This is a genomic window from uncultured Pseudokineococcus sp. (genome assembly GCF_947499845.1).
Lineage (GTDB): Bacteria > Actinomycetota > Actinomycetes > Actinomycetales > Quadrisphaeraceae > Pseudokineococcus.
Genome location: NZ_CANMPM010000003.1, coordinates 303,626 through 322,946, shown reverse-complemented (window position 1 = coordinate 322,946; position 19,321 = coordinate 303,626). Strand labels below are relative to the sequence as shown.

11 protein-coding genes are annotated in these 19,321 nt (G+C 77.5%); 4 read left to right on the top strand and 7 right to left on the bottom strand.

The features are described from left to right. Positions 1-232: 232 nt before the first annotated feature. From recC to recD, 3 genes are read left to right on the top strand one after another with little or no spacing between them, the layout of a single operon-like run. Positions 233-3,880, top strand: a complete 3,648-nt coding sequence (gene recC / locus Q0789_RS05000; RefSeq protein WP_298802747.1) for an exodeoxyribonuclease V subunit gamma — start codon at positions 233-235, stop codon at positions 3,878-3,880. Beyond that, entirely contained in the window at positions 3,877-7,644 is a 3,768-nt protein-coding gene (locus tag Q0789_RS04995; protein WP_298802745.1) for a UvrD-helicase domain-containing protein, read from the top strand. The genes recC and Q0789_RS04995 overlap by 4 nt, the downstream gene beginning before the upstream one ends. After that, the gene (recD, locus tag Q0789_RS04990; RefSeq protein WP_298802743.1) at positions 7,641-9,623 is read left to right on the top strand and encodes an exodeoxyribonuclease V subunit alpha; all 1,983 of its coding nucleotides are present in this window, start codon (positions 7,641-7,643) and stop codon (positions 9,621-9,623) included. The genes Q0789_RS04995 and recD overlap by 4 nt, the downstream gene beginning before the upstream one ends. 366 nt (positions 9,624-9,989) lie before the next feature. Here recD and Q0789_RS04985 read toward each other — a convergent pair whose 3' ends face one another. Then, on the bottom strand, positions 9,990-10,391 hold the full coding sequence (locus Q0789_RS04985; RefSeq protein ID WP_298802741.1) for a hypothetical protein: 402 nt from the start codon (positions 10,389-10,391) through the stop codon (positions 9,990-9,992). 134 nt (positions 10,392-10,525) lie between these two features. Further along, complete coding sequence (locus Q0789_RS04980) at positions 10,526-10,762, bottom strand: DUF6458 family protein (protein ID WP_298802739.1); 237 nt, start codon at positions 10,760-10,762, stop codon at positions 10,526-10,528. A gap of 264 nt (positions 10,763-11,026) precedes the next feature. Between Q0789_RS04980 and Q0789_RS04975 the strand changes: the two genes are divergently transcribed. Further along, complete coding sequence (locus Q0789_RS04975; RefSeq protein ID WP_298802737.1) at positions 11,027-11,410, top strand: hypothetical protein; 384 nt, start codon at positions 11,027-11,029, stop codon at positions 11,408-11,410. A gap of 42 nt (positions 11,411-11,452) precedes the next feature. On the opposite strand, the gene Q0789_RS04970 is transcribed toward Q0789_RS04975, so the two are convergent. From Q0789_RS04970 to Q0789_RS04950, 5 genes are all read right to left on the bottom strand, one after another. Then, positions 11,453-13,150, bottom strand: coding sequence for a glycoside hydrolase family 13 protein (locus Q0789_RS04970; RefSeq protein ID WP_363325921.1), 1,698 nt, complete (start codon positions 13,148-13,150; stop codon positions 11,453-11,455). Between the two features lie 154 nt (positions 13,151-13,304). Then, complete coding sequence (locus Q0789_RS04965; protein WP_298802733.1) at positions 13,305-15,230, bottom strand: glycoside hydrolase family 13 protein; 1,926 nt, start codon at positions 15,228-15,230, stop codon at positions 13,305-13,307. Beyond that, the gene (locus Q0789_RS04960) at positions 15,227-16,081 is read right to left on the bottom strand and encodes an ABC transporter permease subunit (protein ID WP_171203867.1); all 855 of its coding nucleotides are present in this window, start codon (positions 16,079-16,081) and stop codon (positions 15,227-15,229) included. Before Q0789_RS04960 ends, Q0789_RS04965 begins: the two co-directional genes overlap by 4 nt. 109 nt (positions 16,082-16,190) lie before the next feature. Then, positions 16,191-17,789 carry an ABC transporter permease subunit gene (locus Q0789_RS04955; RefSeq protein WP_298802729.1) on the bottom strand — a complete coding sequence of 533 codons (1,599 nt, stop codon included), beginning with the start codon at positions 17,787-17,789 and terminating at the stop codon, positions 16,191-16,193. 180 nt (positions 17,790-17,969) lie between these two features. After that, complete coding sequence (locus Q0789_RS04950) at positions 17,970-19,259, bottom strand: extracellular solute-binding protein (protein WP_298802727.1); 1,290 nt, start codon at positions 19,257-19,259, stop codon at positions 17,970-17,972. Positions 19,260-19,321 lie beyond the last annotated feature (62 nt).

The following is a 19,321-nucleotide window of genomic DNA, read 5'->3' as shown; positions in this document are numbered from 1 at the left end:
TCTCGGCGCCGGACGGCCGGCGCTCCTCGTCCTCCCTTCGGCACCGCGGGCCCCGGGGTTCACCCCCGCGGCGCTTCCCAGCCGACTGGCAGCCTCCGGATGCGGCCTCCGACCAGCAGCCCCGACCGGGCGCCGGTGGGCCGTCGGCCCCGGCTGTCGGTCCCCTCTCCTAGCCTGCGCACGGCGCCGCCGGCCGTCCCGGCCCCGGCGCGAGCGAGCGGGAGGGGGACACGTGCTCGTCGTGCACCGCAGCGAGAGCGCCGACGCGCTCGTGCTCGGGCTCGCGGCCGTCCTCGCCGTGCCGCCCGCGGACCCCTTCGCGCGCGACGTCGTGGCCGTGCCCGCGCAGGGCGTCGAGCGGTGGATCGCCCAGCGCCTCTCCCACGCCCTGGGCGCCTCGCCCGGGGGCCCGCCGGACGGCGTCTGCGCGCGGGTCGACATGCCGCGCCCGGGGCGCGTGCTCGACGAGGCCGTGGCCGCCGTGTCGGAGGACCACGCCGCGGCGGTGGAGGCGTGGTCGGCCGGGCGGTCCGCGTGGCCGCTGCTCGCGGTGCTCGAGGAGGGCGGCACGCCGCTCGACCGCGCGCTCGCCGAGGACGGCCGGCGCATGGCCGCCGTCCAGCAGCTCGCCCGGCGCCTGGCCGCCTACGGCCGCGCACGGCCCGCGATGCTCGTCGACTGGGCCGCCGGCGGCTGCTCGGACGGCGCCGACGGCGAGGTTCCCGAGGACCTGCGCTGGCAGGTCGACGTGTGGCGGGCGCTGCGCGAGCGCCTCGGCCCCTCCCCCGCCGAGCTGCTCGAGGGCGCCTGCGCCCGGCTGCGCGCCGAGCCCGACCGGGTCGACCTGCCCGACCGCCTGTCCGTCTACGGCCCGACGCGCCTGTCCCCCGCCCGCCTCGCCGTCCTGGGCGCGCTGGCCGCCCACCGCGAGGTGCACCTGTGGCTGCACCACGCGAGCCCCGCGCTGTGGGACGCCGTGGCCGCCGCGCCCGCACCCCGCCGGCGCCGCGACGACGTCGTCCGCCGCTCCCTGCGCGAGCCGCTGCTCGGCTCGCTCGGCCGCGACCTCCTCGAGCTCCAGCAGCTGCTGCGCCTGCACGGGCTGGCCGCGCCGCCCCCGGGCGGCGCGGGCCCCGCTGCGCCCGCGCCTGCCGCGGTCGAGCACCGCGACGAGCACCTGCCGCCCGAGCGCGAGCTCCCGGGCGTCGGGCACGCCGACCGCACGCTGCTGCAGCGCCTGCAGCGCGCCCTCGCCCGCGACGAGGTGCCCGTGGACCCGCCGCCGCCGGCCCCGGGCGACCGGAGCGTGCGCCTGCACTCCTGCCACGGGCGGGTGCGGCAGGTCGAGGTGCTGCGCGAGGCGGTGCTCGGGCTGCTGGCCGACGACCCGACCCTCGAGCCGCGCGACGTCCTCGTGCTGTGCCCCGACGTCGAGGCCTTCGCCCCGCTGGTGGCCGCGGCCTTCGGGGCCGGCTCGGTCGAGGAGGGCGAGGACGGCACGCCCCGGCCCGGGGCCGCGGCCACGGGGCACCCCGTCCGGCACCTGCGGGTGCGCGTGGCCGACCGCGCCCCGCGCCGGGAGAACCCGCTGCTGCAGGTGCTCGCGCAGGTGCTCGACCTCGTCGGCTCGCGCGTGCCCGCCACCGCGGTGCTCGACCTGGCGGGCCACCCGGCCGTCCGCCGCCGCTTCCGCCTCGACGACGACGCGCTCGAGCGGCTGCGCGGGTGGGTCGTCGCCGCCGGCGTCCGCTGGGGCCTCGACGCCGACCACCGCGCCGGGTGGAGGCTCGGCGGGCTCCGGCAGGGCACGTGGCGCGCCGGTCTCGACCGGCTCCTGCTCGGGGTGGCCGTCGAGGGCCTGCCGGCGGCGGCCGACCCGGCCACCACCGCGGACGTCGGGGGCACCGGCGGCGCCGACCTCGTGCTGGGCGGCGCCGTCCCCCTCGACGACGTCGACAGCTCCGACGTCGCGCTCGCCGGGTCGTTGGCCGAGCTCGTCGACCGGCTGGACGCCGTCGTGCACCTGCTCGCGGGACGCCGCGACGCGGCCTCCTGGGCCGCCGCGCTGGAGGACGCGGTGCTCGGCCTCGCCGCCCCCGAGCCCGACGGCCCGTGGCAGGCCGCGCAGCTGCACCGGGAGCTGGCCGGCGCGGCCGAGGGCGCCTCCGACGCGGTCCTCGGGGCCGCCGACGTCCGCGTCCTCCTCGCCGACCTCCTCGTGGGGCGGCCCACGCGCGCCGGCTTCCGCACGGGCGCGATGACGGTCTGCACCCTCGTGCCGATGCGCTCGGTCCCCAGCCGGGTGGTCGTCCTCCTGGGGCTCGACGACGGGGCCTTCCCCCGGCGCAGCGCCGTCGACGGCGACGACCTGCTGGTGCGCGATCCGTGGACGGGCGAGCACGACCCGCGCAGCGAGGACCGCCAGCTGCTGCTCGACGCCGTCGCCGCCGCCGGTGACCACCTGCTCGTCCTCGTCACGGGCGCCGACGAGCGCACCGGCGCCGACGTCCCCCCGGCCGTGCCGGTCGACGAGCTGCTCGACGCGCTCGACCGCACCGCCACGGTGCCGGGAGGCCGCGTGCGGGACGTCATCAGGACGACCCACCCGCTGCAGCCCTTCGACGCCCGGGCCTTCCGCACCCCGGCCGCGGGCCGTGCCCCCGGGGACCCGGACGACGCGTCGTCGTCCGGGTCCCCGGCGCCGCGTCCCTTCAGCTTCGACACCGGCGCGCTGGCGGCGGCCCGTGCCGCGGCCGGGCCCCGCCGACCCCCGCGCCCCGTGCTGGCCGCGCCGCTGCCCGCGCGCCCGCCCGTCGCGGAGGTCTCCCTGGCCGACCTGCGCTCCTTCCTGCTGCACCCGGTGCGGGCCTTCTGGCGCCAGCGCCTCGAGGTCTCCGTCGTGCGCCCCGACGAGGAGCCCGACGACGCCCTGCCGCTGGACCCCGACGGCCTCGAGCGGTGGGCGCTCGCGCAGCGGCTGCTCGACCGGCGGGTCGCGGGCGACGACGTCGCCGACCTCCTCGCCGTCGAGCTGCACCGCGGCGACCTCCCCCCGGGCCCGCTCGGCGAGCGCTACCTGCGCGGCGTCGGCGGCGAGGTCGAGGCGGTCGTGCGGGCCTCCGAGGCGGAGCGCGCGCTGCCGCCGGGTGCGGTCGACGTCGACGCCGACCTCGGCCCGCTGCCCGGCGGGGGCCCGCCGGTGCGCGTCGTCGGCACGGTGGGCGGCGTGCGGGGCGACGTGGCGCTGCACCTCACCGCCTCGCGGCTCGGGCCCAAGCACCGCCTCCTGGCGTGGCTCGACCTCCTCGCCCTGACGGCCGGGGCCGCCGGTGGCTCGGACGTCGGGGGCTCGGGCGCTGCGGGCTCTGGGGCTGCGGGCTCGGGCTCGGGCTCGGGCTCAGGCGGCTCGGGCGGCGGCGCGACGTCCTCGTGGCGCGCCGTCGCGGTCGGGCGCGCCGGCGGCGACGGCGGGGCCGCGCGCAGCGTCCTCGGCCCCCTGGGCGTCGACGACGCGCGGACGGCCCTCGCCGAGCTCGTCGCCCTGCACCGCGCGGGCCTCGACGAGCCGCTGCCGCTCCCGCTCAAGACCGCCGAGGCCTACGCGTCGCGCCGCCGCGGGGGCGGCAGCGTGCTCGCCGCCCAGGACGCCGCCGCCCGGAGGTGGGACTCCGACCGCTTCCCGGGCGAGGCGGCCGACCCCGAGCACCTGCTGCTCCACGGCCGCGAGCTGCCGTCGGCCGAGCTGTGGTTCCCGCCGACGGACGCCGAGCGCGGGCCGGGCTGGGCGCCCGACGAGCCGACGCGCCTCGGCGCGCTGGCGCGCCGCGTGTGGGACCGGCTGCTCGACGCCGAGGCCGGCGGGACGGGGGCCGCGGCGTGAGCGCACCGTCGCCGGACGCCGCGGGCGACGGGCCCGCCGTGCCCCCGGTCGACGACGCCCCTCTCGACGTGGCCCCTTTGGACGTGGCCCCTCTCGACGTGGCCTCGGTCGCCGACACCCCGGAGGACGACGCCCCGGGCGACGAGCCCCGCGCCTTCCGGCTCGAGGACCCGCTGCCCCGCGGCACGACCCTGCTGGAGGCGAGCGCGGGCACGGGCAAGACCTGGACCATCGCCGCGCTCGTCGCCCGCTACGTCGCCGAGGCGGGCCTGCCGGTCGAGCAGCTGCTCGTCATGACCTTCAGCCGCGAGTCCACCCGCGAGCTGCGCGAGCGGGTGCGCGCCCGCCTCGTCGAGGCCCGCGACGCCCTGGCCCGCGACGTCCCGCCGGAGGAGGAGCCCGACGAGCTGCTCGCGCTGCTGCGCCGCGGGGGCGCCGACGACGTGGCGCTCCGCCGTCGACGGCTGGCCGACGCCCTGGCGTCGTTCGACGCAGCCACCGTGACGACGACGCACGGCTTCTGCCAGCGCGTCCTCCTCACGCTCGGCGCGGGCGCCGACCACGACGCGCGCACCCAGCTCGTCGAGGACGTGCGCGACGTCGTCGACGAGGTGGCGCACGACCTCTACCTGCGGCGGTGGGCCGTGCCGGGCGCCGAGGAGCCGGCGCTCTCCCCCGCGGACTTCCGCGACCTCGCCCGGGTCAGCGCGCTCGACCCGGCCACCGACCTGCTGCCGCGGGACGGCGACCACGACGTCCCCGCGCTGCCCGCGCTGCGCGCCCGCGTGGGCCGCGCCGTCCGCACGGAGGTGCAGCGCCGGCTCCGCGCGGCCGGGCAGATGGGCTACGACGACCTGCTGCTGCGCCTGGCACGCGTCCTGGAGGACCCGGCCAGCGGCCCGCGCGCCCGAGAGCGCCTGCGGGCGCTGCACCGCGTCGTCCTCGTCGACGAGTTCCAGGACACCGACCCGGTGCAGTGGAGCGTCCTGCGCTCGGCCTTCCACGACGCGCCGGCGGCGGTCGCCGCGGGGGCGGCGGGCGGAGGCGTCGTCCGGGCCCTCGTCCTCGTCGGCGACCCGAAGCAGGCGGTGTACGGCTTCCGCGGGGCGGACGTGCGCGCCTATCTGGACGCCCGCGACGCGGCCGCGGACCTGCGGACCCTCGCCACCAACCAGCGCAGCGACGAGCCGGTGCTGCGGGGGCTCGACGCCGTCCTCGCCGGCGCCGCCCTCGGTGACGCCCGCATCCGCGTGCGCCCGCTCGCGGCGCGCTTCACCGGACGCCGCGTCGCGGGCGTGCCGCCGGTGCGGCTGCGCGTCGTTCCGCGCGACGCGCTGCCGCTCACCCGCGACGGGCTGGCCCGGGTCCCGGGTATGCGGCGGCGGGTGGTCGACGACGTCGCCGCGCAGGTCGTCGCGCTCGTCGGCGGCGCGGTCACGACGACGGCGCCCGAGCGGCGCCGCCGCGCGGACCACCCCTCGGCCGCTCCCGACGGCCCTGCCCGCGCCGGGGACGTCGGTGAGGAGCGGCCGCTCGCGCCGGGCGACGTCGCGGTGCTCGTGCGGACCAACGCGCAGGCCCAGATGGTCCGCGAGGCGCTGGAGCGGGTCCGCGTGCCCGTCGTCGTCGGCGGGCGCACCAGCGTCTTCACGACGCCGGCGGCCTCGGACTGGACCGTGCTCCTCGAGGCCCTCGAGCAGCCGCAGCGGGGCGCCCGCGTGCGGCTGCTCGCGCTCGGCGCCTTCGGCGGCCACGACGCCGCGTCCCTCGACGCCGGCGGTGACGCGCTCGTCGACGACCTCGGGCTGCGCGTGCGCGCGTGGGCCCGCCTCCTCGACGCCCGCGGGGTCGGCGCCCTGCTCGAGGCGGTGCAGCGGCCGCGGCCCGACGCCGCCGGCCTCGCCGAGCGGCTGCTCGGGACGGTGGGCGGCGAGCGCCGGCTCACCGACCTGCGGCACGTCGGGCAGGTGCTGCACGAGGCCGCCGTGCGCGACGGCCTCGGCGTCTCGGCCCTGCTGGCGTGGCTGCGCGAGCAGGTGGAGGAGGCCGGGCGCGACGGGGTCGTCGAGCGCAGCCGCCGGCTGGAGTCCGACGCGGCGGCGGTGCAAGTCCTCACCGTGCACACGAGCAAGGGCCTGGAGTTCCCCGCCGTCCTCGTGCCCTTCGCGTGGGACATGTGGCAGAACACCAAGCCCTCCACGGCCCTCGTCCACGACGCCGACGGGCGCCGGTGCCGCGACGTCGGGGGCCCCGGCGCGCCGGGGTGGGCCGAGCACGTGCGCGAGCACCACCGCTCCGAGTCCGACGAGGAGCTGCGCCTCGCGTACGTGGCGCTGACCCGGGCCGCGAGCCACCTCACGGCCTGGTGGGCGGGGACGACCAACACCGGTCGCGGCCCCCTGCACCGGCTGCTGCTGCACCGCCCCGCGGGCGTCGGGGCGCCCGACCTCCCCGGGGCGCCCGACGACGGCGTCCCCCCGGCCGTCGTGCCGGTGCCCTCCGACGACGACGCCCTGGCCACCCTGGCCGCGCGGGCCGCCGCGAGCGACGGCTCCCTCGTCGTCGAGCGCGTCGCCGGCCCGCCCGACGGCCGGCCGTGGCGCGCGCCCGACCGGGTCGTCGACGGCCTGGCGGCGGCGCGGTGGAGCCGGACCCTCGACGCGTCCTGGCGCCGCACCTCCTACAGCGCCCTCACCGCCGCGGCGCACGACGCCGGGCCCACGCCCGCGGGCGGCGGCGGTGCGCTCGTCGAGCCGGAGGCGGCGGTCGAGGATGACGAGCGCCTGCCCGCGGACAGCAGCCCTGCCCGCGCCGGGGCGTCGGGCGGTGCGGGCCCGGCGCCCGCGGCGGTGCCCTCGGCGTGGGACGCCCTCGCCGGCAGCGCGCGCTTCGGCGTCCTCGTGCACGCCGTCCTCGAAGAGCTCGACCCCTCCGCCCTCGCGGTCACCGACGACGCACCCGGCGGCAGGTCCGATGGGACGCCCGACAGGGCGCTCCGAGACCTCGTCGCCGAGCAGGCCGCGGCGCAGGGGCTCGCGCTCGACGTGGACGTGCTCACCGGAGCCCTCGACCTCGCCCTGCGGACCCCGCTCGGCCCTCTCGCGGGCGGGCGCCGCCTCGTCGACGTCCCCGCGCGAGACCGCCTGCCGGAGATGGACTTCGAGCTGCCCCTCGCCGGGGGCGACGACGCCGGGGCGGCCGCGCTGCGCCCCTCCCTCGCCGGGCTCGTGCCGCTGTGGCGGCGGCACTGCCCCGACGGACCGCTGGCCTCCTACGCCGACGCGCTGGAGCACCTCACCGCGGACGGCGGGCACGACGACGCGGCGGGGCCCGACGGCGGGCTGCGCGGCTACCTCACCGGCAGCGTCGACGCGGTGCTCCGGCTCTCCGCGGCCGACGGGGGCGACGCGCGCTACGTCGTCGTGGACTACAAGACGAACCGCCTCGGCGTCCCCGAGCGACCGCTGACGTCCTGGGACTACCGCCCGGCGGCGATGGAGGAGGCCATGGTGGCCGCGCACTACCCGCTGCAGGCGCTGCTGTACCAGGTGGCCCTGCACCGCTTCCTGCGCTGGCGGCTGCCCGGGTACGCGCCGGAGCGCCACCTCGGCGGAGCGCTGTACCTGTTCGTGCGCGGGATGGTCGGGCCGTCGGCGGCGCCCGCGGAGGACGGCGCGGTGCCCGGCGTCATGGCGTGGGCGACGCCGCCCGCGCTCGTGGTCGCGGCGTCCGACCACCTCGCCGGCCGCGGGACGGCGCCGTGAGCGGCGACCCGCGCGCCGGGGACCTGGCGCTGCGCGCCAGCGGGCTGCTGCGCGACTTCAACCGGGCGGGCCTGCTGCACGCCGCGGACGTCCACGTCGCCCGCCGCCTGGGCGCGCTGGCCGGGGAGGAGGACGAGGCCGTCCTGCTCGCCGCGGCGCTCGTGGTCCGCTCGACCCGGCAGGGCTCGGTCGTCGTCGACCTCGCGACGGCCCGGGACACGACCGCCGCCGACGACGTCGACGACGAGGCCGACGACGGTGCCCCGTCCACGGCGGAGGGGGCGGCTGACGGGGGCGCGGCAGGAGGGGGTGCGGCCGACGCCGTGGTGTGGCCGGGTGAGGACTGGGCCGCCCGCGTGGCCGCCAGCCCCCTCGCCGACGGGCCCCTCCGCGTCGAGGGCGGTCGCGTCTGGCTCGGCCGCTACCGCGACCAGGAGGAGCTGGTCGCGCGCGAGCTCGCGACCCGCGCCGCCGACGTGCCCGACGACCTCGACGCGGGCGTCCTGCGGCGCGCCCTCGACCGCCTCTTCGACCGGGCGGACGCCGACCAGCGGGAGGCCGCCGCCGGCTGCGCACTGGCCCGCGTGTCCGTGCTCGCCGGGGGCCCGGGCACGGGCAAGACGACGACGGTGTCGAAGGTCGTCGCGCTGCTGCGCGAGCAGCACCCGACGTGGCGGGTGGCGCTGGCCGCCCCCACCGGGCGCGCGGCCGCGCGGCTGGCCGAGGCCGTCCGCGACTCCTCGGCGAAGCTGCCGGAGGAGGACCGCGAGCGGCTCGGCGACCTGCCCTCGACGACGCTGCACCGCCTCCTCGGCTGGCGGCCGGACGCGCGGCACCGCTTCCGCCACGGCCGCTCCGACCGGCTGGCCCTCGAGGTCCTCGTCGTCGACGAGAGCTCGATGGTCTCGCTCACCCTCATGGCGCGGCTGCTCGAGGCGCTGCGCCCGCACACGCGGCTCGTGCTCGTCGGGGACCCCGACCAGCTGGCCTCGGTCGAGGCGGGCACGGTGCTGGGCGACCTCGTCGACGCACGAGCCGGCGGCGCGCGCCACCCCCGCCTCGCCGACGCCCTCGCGGAGGTGGGCGCCCTCCCCGCCGACCCCGGTCGGCACGAGCCGTCGGACGCCGACGGCCGGACGGCGAGGCCGGTCACCGTGCGCGACGGGGTCAGCCTGCTGCGCACCACCCGCCGCTACGCGGGCGGCGGGGTGGTGGACCGCCTCGCGGCCGCCGTCCGCGACGGGCGCGGCAAGGACGCCCTCGCCGTGTTGCTCTCCGGCGACCCGGGGGCCGTCCTGCTGCCGACCACAGCCGACGCGGTGCCGGAGGCCGATCTCGACGACGTCCGCGACGACGTCGTCGCCGCCGCGACGGCGCTCGGTGCGGCGGCGCGGGCCGGCGACGCCGCGGGCGCCCTCGCCGCGCTCGACCGGCACCGCCTGCTGACGGCGCACCGCGCGGGCCCCCGCGGGCTGCGCCGCTGGGGCGAGCTGGCCGAGCGCTGGACCCGGGCGGCCGAGGCGGCCGCGGGCGTCCCCCGCGTGCGCCGCGCGGACGGCCACCACGTCGGCGAGCCCCTGCTCGTCACCGTCAACGACCCCGCCACCGGTCTGTCCAACGGGGACGTCGCCGTCCTCGTCGACGACGGAGCGGGCGCCCTGGCCGCCGCCGTCGGGGCGCGGGAGGACCCGAGGCTGCTGCCGCTGGGCCGCCTCCCCAGCACCCGGGCCCTGCACGCGATGACCGTGCACCGCAGCCAGGGCAGCCAGTTCGACGCCGTGACGCTCGTCCTGCCGCCCTCGGCTTCCCCGCTGCTGACGCGGGAGACGCTCTACACGGCGCTCACCCGCGCGCGCGAGCGCGTGCGGGTCGTCGGCGACGCCGAGGCGCTGCTCGCCGCCGTCGCGCGCCCGGCTGCCCGGGCTTCCGGCCTGCGGGAGCGGCTGCGGCCCGCAGTCGAGGTCGAGGATCTGCGATAGGCCGTCGACCGACCCGGTGCAGGCGCCTTACGCGTCAGGCGCGGGGCAAGCACGGGTCGGCGCGTCGCGCGAAGCAGCGTGGCCGCCGGCCGCAAGAACGTCTCGCCCCGACGCGAGGTGCCTCGGAGGGGACGGCCTCTGCTCTTTAGGACGCAGCGCGCCGGTCACCTTCGCGCGACTCGGGCGTCTCGCGCACGACTTTGCCGTCCACGACCACCCACCTACCGCGTGAGGACGAACCCGACTCACCGCGCTGCTCGATGCGTTGCTCAGAACGAAGCCGAACGGCGTCGACGCGCTGGCGCAGACGAGGGTTGGTCACACCCCTCCAGCCGATCCTCGTGCTCGGTCCACCGTCACTCGCACTCACGATGTCTCCTCCTCGACCACCGCGTCGGTCGGCTGGAGCCGTTCGCTCAGCACGACCAGGAAGCTGTCCTGCTCGCCAGTGTGCGCCTTCTCTTCCAGCGCCTCCAGTGCCAGGGTGGCCCCCTTCTCGCCCATACCGGGAGCATCCTCGTAAACCAACCGGTACATGCTCCACCACCTGTCGTCCTCGCGGTCGTCGAGCGCGTTGTTGCGGTCGGCCTCGGCCTGGGCTTTGGCGTTCGCACGCGTCTTGGCAGCCGCCCGGTACGCCAGGGCGGCCGCCAGCACTGCTGCGGCCCCGCCGAAACCGGGGGAGACGAGGAAGGTGCCAATGACGCGCCCCAGATGAGAGATCGACGCGTCGGTCAAGGCGGCGTGAGGAGTAGCCAGGTCGATCACGAGGAGCGTGACGACCACTCCGGCCGCGGCAGCGGATAGGTAGGCGCACGCCATCCACCATCTCGCCCTGGCGGACTTCATCCCGAGCGGTCCTTGAGCATCCGCAGCCCGTCTCGCCGTACCGGCGGCATCTCTCAGGGGCGGGGCGGCGGGTAGTCGCGCGGGCGGCGCTCGTCGACGTACTCGACGCGATCCGTCCGGTGCTGTCGCTGGGTCGTCTGCACGATGCCGAGCAGCAGCGCCAGGGCGCCGGCCGCGAGGCAGACGAAGCCGACGACGTTGAGGTTGACGCCGCTCACGGCGTCCGCGTCGACGGCGAAGCCGAGGATGCCGCCGACGACGAGCAGGAAGATGCCGAGTCCGATGCCCATGCCAGCTCCGTCCGGCCGCCGGGGCGGCGCTGTCGGGAGCCCGCCGGCCGGCGGGCTCGCTGGACGCCGATGATCGTCGCGGCTCCGGCGACGCGCCACCCGGCGCTCACCCGTCCGGAGGTCCCCGTCCGTGCGGCGCTGCACCTCGTCCTGTCGCCACGGCGTCCGCACAGCGGCGTCACAGCGGTCGCGCCGACGGTCCTCCTGCCGGGGCGCTCGCCCCGCCGGGCCTCCGCCCGCACCAGCGACGACAGGACGAGCACCATGAGCCGGACCACGCCCGACCCCGCCCCCCGGGTCGCGGACGACGCACCCGACGCGCACACGAGCACGCCGGCCCCCGCGCCTCACGTCGCTGGGCGGCGCTCCCGCCGACGTCCTCGCGCCGCGACGGTGCTGGCGGTCACGGGCGCCCTCCTCGTCGGCCTGCTGGGCGGCGCCGGGGCGGCCGCCGCCGCACCGTCGCCACGGACGGACGTCGCGGGGACGAGCGCGGCCGCCACCGCAGCCGCCGGCGCGGGCGTCGCCGCGTCCTCGACCGGGGAGGAGGTCGACGTCCGGCCCGGGCCGCCGCCCCCGCCGCCCGCCGCCCGGGTCGCCGAGCAGGTGGCCGTCCTCACCACCCGCGACGACCGCGTCGGCGCCTGAGGGCCGGCGCGCAGCCCGCGGCGGGGGCGGGCGCCGGGCCCGTCAGCGCATCCACACCGAGGTGCCGGGCGCCAGGACCCCGCGGCCCTGCGCCACGTCGGACGCGTCGGGCGCCGCGTCGCTCGCGAGCAGCAGCTCGCCCGCCGGCAGGGCCACGTCGACCTCGGAGAGGTTGGTGACCGACCGCCAGCCGCCCGGCCGCTCGAGGTGCAGCACGCCGGGCGCGTCGTCCACCCACGTGAGGGCGTCGTCGTCCGTCGTCAGCTCCCGCCGCCGCCGCAGGGCGGCGCGGTAGAGCTCGAGCGTCGAGCCGGGCACGCCGTCCTGGGCGGCCGCCGACACGGCGCCGAACCACGCGGGCTGCCGCATGCCCGGCAGCGCGCCGTCCTCGGGGCCGAAGCCGAAGGTCGGCCCGTCCTGCGTCCACGGCAGCGCGACGCGGCAGCCGTCGCGCCCCTTCTCCTCGCCGCCGGAGCGCACGGCGATGGGGTCCTCGACGGCGTCCCAGGGGATGTCGGCGACCTCGTGGAGCCCCAGCTCCTCGCCCTGGTACAGGTACACGGCACCGGGCAGCGCCAGCTCGAGCAGCAGCGCTGCCCGCGCGCGGCGCAGCCCGAGGTCGAGGTCGACCGGGTCGCGGCCGTCGCTCGTCACCCACGCCTTCGCCGCCTCCTGCGAGCCGACGCCCTCGCGCGGGGGCACGCCGAAGCGGGTGGCGTGCCGCACGGCGTCGTGGTTGGACAGCGTCCACGTCGCCGAGGAGCCCCCGGCCAGCTGGGCGAGCCCGCCGTCGATGGCCGCGCGCATCTCCGCGGCGTCCCAGCCGCAGGTGAAGAGGTCGAAGTTGAAGGCCTGGCCGAGGCCGAGCGGGTCGGCGTAGCGCGCCCGGCGGTCCGGGTGCACCGACGCCTCGGCGACGGCGGAGCGGGGCGGGTCGTAGGCGTCGAGGACGTCGCGGCGCCACTGCGCGTAGACCTCCTGCACCTCGTCGCGGTCCCAGAGCGGGTGGTTGCCGCCCTCGATCCCCGTGTCGAGGATCTCGACGTGGACGTCCAGGTGGCCGTCGACGTCCTTGACGAGGCCGTGCGCCACGTCCACGCGGAAGCCGTCCACGCCGCGGTCGGCCCAGAAGCGCAGCGTCTCGAGCATGTCCTCGCGCACCTCGGGGTCCGACCAGTCGAGGTCCGGCTGCTCCGGCGCGAAGACGTGGAGGTACCACTGCCCCGGCGTCCCGTCGGCCTCGACGACCCGCTCCCACGCGGGGCCGCCGAAGATCGACCGCCACGAGCTCGGCGGCTCGTCGCCGTCGGGCCCGCGGCCGTCGCGGAAGACGTAGCGCCCGCGAGCGCGCGAGCCCGGCGGCGAGGCGAGGGCCTCGCGGAACCAGGCGTGCCGATCGGAGGTGTGGTTCGGCACGACGTCGACGACGACGCGGATGCCGGCCGCGTGCAGCGCCCGGACCATCGCGTCGAAGTCCTCGAGCGTGCCCAGGCGCGGGTCGACGGCGCGGTGGTCGTCGACGTCGTAGCCGCCGTCGGCGAGCGCCGAGGGGTAGAAGGGGCTGAGCCACACGGCGTCCACGCCGAGCGCGGCGAGGTGGCCCACGCGGGAGGTGATGCCGCGCAGGTCGCCCAGGCCGTCGCCGTCCGCGTCCGCGAAGCTGCGCGGGTACACCTGGTAGACGACGGCGCGCCGCCACCAGTCACGGGCCTGCGGGGCGGCGGGCGTGGGCGCGGTCACCGGGGCGCTCGCGGGGACGCGGCGGGCCGGGGTGGTCGTGGTGCTCACGGGGGTCTCCTGGTGGTCGTTCCGAACGGGTGCGGTGCCGCGGCGGTCCCCCGGGACGCCGTGTCGGGTCGGGTCGGGGTGGGTCGGGTCGGGGTGGGTCGGGCCGTCAGCCCTCGAGCACCCAGGCCGAGGCCGAGGGGCCGTGGCCCGGGAGGACGACGGTGCCGTCGCCGCCGCCCTCGGCCGGGCCGCCGACGAGCGGCACGAGCTGGGACGCCGACCGGAGCCCGAGCGCCGCCAGCGGCAGCCGGACGGGCTCGTGGTCGGCCCGGGCGACGGCGACGAGCACGCGCTGCTCGGCGTGCTCGCGCAGGTGGACGAGGACGTCGTCCCGGGCGGCGACCCAGCGCAGCCCGCCGCGGCGCAGCGCGACGGAGTCCCGCCGCAGCCGGCCCCAGGTGCGCACGGCGTCGAGCGTCGGCGCGTCCCACGCCCCGGGGCGGTCCCACGGCATGGGCGTGCGCGCGTGCTCGCCGTCGAGGCCGGTGAACCCGACCTCGTCGCCGGCGAAGAGGGTCGGCACGCCGGGCAGCGTCATCTGCAGCGCGAGGCCGGCGACGTGCCGGTCGCGCCCGCGGCCGGCGAGGTCGGCGAGGCCGCTGCGGCCGCCGCCCACCACCGTTCGGAAGCGCGGCGTGTCGTGGGTGTCGAGGTGCGAGGTCGAGGCCGCCCACGACCGCCAGGGCATCGCCGCGTGCACCGCGCGCATCGTCGCGACGACGTCACCGCCCGGCTGCACCGGCACGGGCACGGGCCAGCCGAGGAAGCGCAGGCCGTGCTCCTCCCCCGGGCCGCCGGGGTAGCCGGCGTTGAGCCACGCCCACACCGGCCGGGTGAAGCCGGCGTAGTCCATGGCGCCGTGCCAGCCGTCACCGACGAGGTCTGAGGAGGCGTCGTGGCAGTGCTCGGCGAGCATCCACGCGCCCGGGCTCGTCGCCTGCGCCGTCGCGCGCGCCAGGCGGGCCACCTCGACGGCGAGGTCGTCGGCGCCGAGGCGCCCGGTCATGTTGGCGACGTCGATGCGCCACCCGTCGAGCCCGCGCCGCAGGTGCTCGGCGACGACGGACCCCGGCCCGTCGACCAGCCGCCGGCGCAGGGACGCCGACGTGTGGTCGAGCTTCGGCAGGGTGTCGACGCCGAGCCACGTCTCGTAACCGATCGGGTCGTCGTCGAGGAAGCGGTAGTAGTCCGCCTCCTCGGAGGTGGCGTCGGCGAGGGCGGCGCGGAACCAGGGGTGCTCGACGCCGGTGTGGTTGGTCGTGAGGTCGCCCATGACCCGCATCCCGCGGGCGTGCGCGGCGTCGACGAGCCGGCGCATCGCCGCGTCACCGCCGAGCGCCGGGTCCACGTGGTCGAAGGTCACCGCGTCGTAGCGGTGGTTGGAGCGGGCCTCGAAGAAGGGCGTCAGGTAGAGCAGCGAGGCGCCCAGCGACGCGACGTGGTCGAGGTGGGCGGCGACGCCGTCGAGGTCGCCGCCGAACCACTGCCGCCCCACGCCCGGCCCGCGGTGCACCACCGGGTCGTCCCACGCGGCGCGGTCGGCCCACGACGGCGTCTCCCGCTCCGCACCGGAGCGGGCGAAGCGGTCGGGGAAGACCTGGTAGGCCACCTGGTCGGCCACCCAGGCCGCCGGGCCCTCGGAGGCCAGGAGGCGGAAGTCGGCGGCGTCCGTGACGTCGCGCGAGGTCACGCCCTCGCCGGTGAGCCACCGGTGCGCGGGCCGGCCCACGCCGTCGCGCCCCTCGAGGAGGAAGCGGTAGGAGGTCACGGGGTTGCGCGCCTCCACCTCGGCGTGGAACCACGTGCCGCCCGGGCCGCGGCCGTCCGGCACGGCGGCCCGCAGGACGGGCTCGCCGTCGCGCAGCTGGCGCACGTGCACAGCGCCGCCCCACGGCGAGCCGTCGGCCGCGTCAGGCACGAGGACCCGGACGGGCACGCGCTCGCCGAGGGCGGGCGACGCCGTCCCCGTGCACCAGGCGGAGCCGTCGTGGTGGGGCGCGCGGAGCTCGTGGTCCCGGGGCGCCGGGCTCACCCCTTCACCCCGCCCGCGGTGATGCCGCCGACGATGAAGCGCTGGAGGTACTGGAAGAGCAGGACGACGGGGATCGCCGTGAGCAGCGCACCGGCCGCGAAGAGCCCCAGGTTGTTCGAGCGGTCGTTCTCGATGACGGACCACAGGCCGACGGCGACGGTCCGCACGCCCGCCTCGCGCAGGAAGATCGAGGCGATGAGGAACTCGCTGATGACGCCGACGAAGGCGAGCAGGCTCGTGACGGCGAGGATCGGCACGAGCAGCGGCAGGAGGATCCGGAAGAAGATCGTCGCGTGCCCGGCGCCGTCGACCGTCGCGGCCTCGTCGAGGGAGGCCGGGATCGAGTCGAAGAAGCCCTTGATGAGCCACACCTGCGCGAAGGCGTTGCCGCACATGACGAGGACGTAGCCGGCCAGCGTGTTGAGGCCGATGGCCGGGATGACCTCGCCGAGGTCGGTGAAGAGCAGGAACAGCGCGATGGTGGCGAGGATCTGCGGGAACATCTGGATGAGCAGGAGGGCCAGCAGGCCCCCGCGCCGCCCGCGGAACCGGAAGCGGCTGAAGGCGTAGGCGGCGAAGGCGCTGCAGGTGACCTGGATGAGCGTCACCGAGGTGCACACGACGAGCGTGTTGAGCATCCACCGGCCGAAGGGGCGCGAGGGGTCGGTGAAGAGCGCCTGGAAGTTCACGAGGCTCAGCTGGCGCGGGACGAGGTCGGTCGAGACGACGCTGCCCAGCGGGTTGAAGGCCGCCGAGACGATGTAGAGCACGGGGAAGACGGCGAAGGCGACGGCGGCGAGGCCGACGACGTGCCGCCAGCCCACCTCGCGCCACCAGCGCCCCCGGCTCATCCGGTAGGCGGTCGGCGGGGCGGACGGCGCGGGCGGGCCGTCGCCACCGGGCGCGGCGAGGTGGCCGGGGGCGGTCGGGGTGCCCGCGCGCAGCTCCTGGCTGGTCATGTCAGATCACGTCCTCGAGGCGGCGGGTCAGGCGGAACTGCAGGGCGGCGACGACGCCGGTGAGGATGAAGAGCAGCACCGCGATGGCGGAGGCGAAGCCGAACTGCGCCCCGCTGGCGCCGAAGGCGAGGCGGATCGTGTAGCTGATGAGCAGGTCCGTGCCGCCGGCGGTCGGGTTGTCCGGCGTGAAGGGCCCGCCGCCGGTGAGCAGGAAGATCGTGTTGAAGTTGTTGAAGTTGAAGGCGAAGGAGGCCACGAGCAGCGGCGCCGTGGGGATGAGCAGCAGGGGGAAGGTGATGGTGCGGAAGCCCGTGAAGCCGCCCGCGCCGTCGAGGCCCGCCGCCTCCTTGAGGTCCTCGGGGATCGCCTGCAGCGCTCCGGTGACGACGAGGAACATGTAGGGGAACCCGAGCCAGAGGTTCGTGAGGATGACGGCGACCTTCGCCGTCGTCTCGCCGCCGAACCAGTTGACGCTCAGGCCGGTGAGGTCGTTGATGAGCCCGAAGTCGGTGTTCCAGAAGCCCGACCACAGCAGCAGCGAGATGAAGCTCGGGATGGCGTAGGGCAGCAGCAGCACCGAGCGGTACACCTTCTGGCCCCGGACGCGGCGGTCGTTGAGGACGATGGCGAGCACGGTCCCGAGCGCGAAGGTGGTCGCCACCGAGAGCGTGGCGAAGACGAGGGTCCAGCCGAAGGTGCCGAGGAAGTCCGAGAGGATCCGCGCGTCCGTGAAGGCCCGCACGTAGTTGGCGAGGCCGACGTCGGCGGCCCAGGACTGGTCCGAGAGGCGCTGGCCGTCGGCGCTGACGTAGTACTCGCGGTCGCCCTGCAGCGTCGGCGCGTAGACGGCGCCCGTGTCGGTGTTCGTGATCGTCTCGGCGTCCTCGTCGTAGACGAGGGGCGTGGAGCCGAGGAAGGCCTGCCGGATGCCCAGCTGGCGGATGGCCCCGCCGTCGACGGGCACCGTGAGGTCGGCCAGCTGGGCGCTCGCGTCGTTGACCTGCACCGGCGTCAGGAGCTCGTAGCCGTCGGCCGCGGTGACGAAGCCGTCGGTGACGGTCGCGTCGGGCAGCGGCTCGAGCCCCTCGTCCGTGCCGACGGAGGCCTCGCCCGTCGCCGGGTCGACGAGGAGGAAGGCGTAGGGCCCGGCCGACGGCGACCCGGTCGTGGCGACGCTGAGGTTGTAGCGCGGCGCGTCGGGCGCCTGGACGACGGACGCCCCGAGGATCTGCGCCGTCGCCTCCTCGCGGGTGGCCCGCGTGCCGTCGCCGAGGTTGGTCAGCGACACCTGGAAGGTCGAGATGACCGGGTAGACGACGAAGCTGAAGAGCAGCACCGCCCCGGGCAGCAGGTACTTGAGCGGGATCGCGCGCCGGGTCGCGTAGACGGCGACGACGAGCAGCACGAGCACCCAGAAGAAGACGAGGAAGCCCCACCGCTCCGCGGCGACGAGCGCCGGCGTCAGCGCCACCACGGTGCTGATGACCACCGCGAGCACGAGGACCTTGAGCAGGAGGACGGGGACCGAGCGGGAGCCGCGGGGCGCGGCGTGCGACGCCGGGCTCTCCTGCGGGGCGGGGCGGAGCTGCTGCGAGACCACGTCGCCTCCTGGGCGGGGTCGGTCGGGACGGTGGGCGCGACGGTGCGCCGCGCGGCCCGGGAGCGGCGCGCGGAGGAGGTGCGGGTCGGAGGGCCGGGCCGGCTGCCGTGAGGGCTGGCCGAGGGCCGTGAGGGCCGGCCGGGGCGCCGGGGCGGGAGGGCCCGCCCCGGCGCCGGGGGCTCAGCTGATCGCGGCGCGGATGGTGTCGCCGGTCTGGACCATCGTCTCGGCGCCGTCGGCGCCGCCGATGATGGCGGAGTAGGCCTGCCCGAGGGGCTCGAAGACCGCGCCCATCTGCGGGATGGACGGCATCGGCTCACCGGCGTTCGCGGCGTCGAGGTAGGCCTGCAGCTGCGGGTCGGCGGCCACCTCGGACTCCTGGAGCGAGACGAGGCTCGGCGGGATGTTGGCCCCGTCGTACATCGTCTGCATGGCCTCCTCGGTGTTCATCGTCCCGGTGACGAACTCCTGCGCGAACGCCTTGTTCGTGCCGTTGGAGGCGACGTAGAACGCCTGCACGCCGGTGAAGGGCTGCGCCGGCTCGGCGCCGGCGAAGCCCGGCACGGCCTGGACGTCCCAGCCGAAGCCCGCGGCCTCGACGTCGGCGCGGGCCCACGGGCCCGACAGCAGGTACGGCGCCTGGCCGTCCGCGAAGAGGGCGATGGAGTTGTCGCCGCTCACCGAGCGCGTGAGCACGCCGGAGCCGCCCTCGCCGAGCTCCTGGATGCGGGCGCCGGCCGCCTGCGAGGCCTCGTCCCCCACCCCCAGGTCGGTCGGGTCGTAGGCGCCCGAGGCGTCGCGCCCGAAGACGTAGCCGCCGAGCGAGGTGTAGAGGGGCTGCATGTGGTAGGCGTCGCCCAGCTCGCCGACGGGGAGGTTGAAGGCCGACTCGACCGTGCCCGCCTCCTTGAGCTGCAGACCGGTGGCGAAGGCGTCGTCCAGGGTCGCCGGCGCCTCGGGCGCCAGGTCGGTGTTGCGGTAGAGCACCAGCGCCTCGACGCCGTAGGGCAGGCCGTAGAGCTGGTCGTCGTAGGTGACGGCGTCGACGGCGACCTCGGAGTACTGCCCGAGCTGGTCGGCGGTGATCTGCAGGGGGTCGATCGCCCCGTTTTGGACCATGTTGCCGATCCAGTCGTGGGCGCCGACGACGACGTCGGGGCCGTTGCTGGCCGCGTTCGCGGTGATGAAGTTGGCCTGCAGGTCGGTGACGGCCTGGACGGCCACCGAGATGCCGTTCTCCTCGCCGAACTGCTCGGCGATCTGCGTCACCGGGTCGATCTTGAGCTCGTCGGTCCAGATGACGAGGTCGGCGTCGTCGCGCGCCGGCGCGCCGGTCTCCTCGGCGCTCGCGCCGCCCTCGGGCGCGGTCGTCCCGGCGGGGGCGGCGCCGTCGCCGCTCCCTCCGCTGCAGCCGGCGGTCAGCGCGGCGATGCCGACGGCCGCGACGGCCGCCCTCAGGGGGATGCGCATGGTGCTCCTCGTCAGTCGAGCGGGCAGGGCCGTGGTCGGCCCTCAGGGGGTGGCGGGGGTCG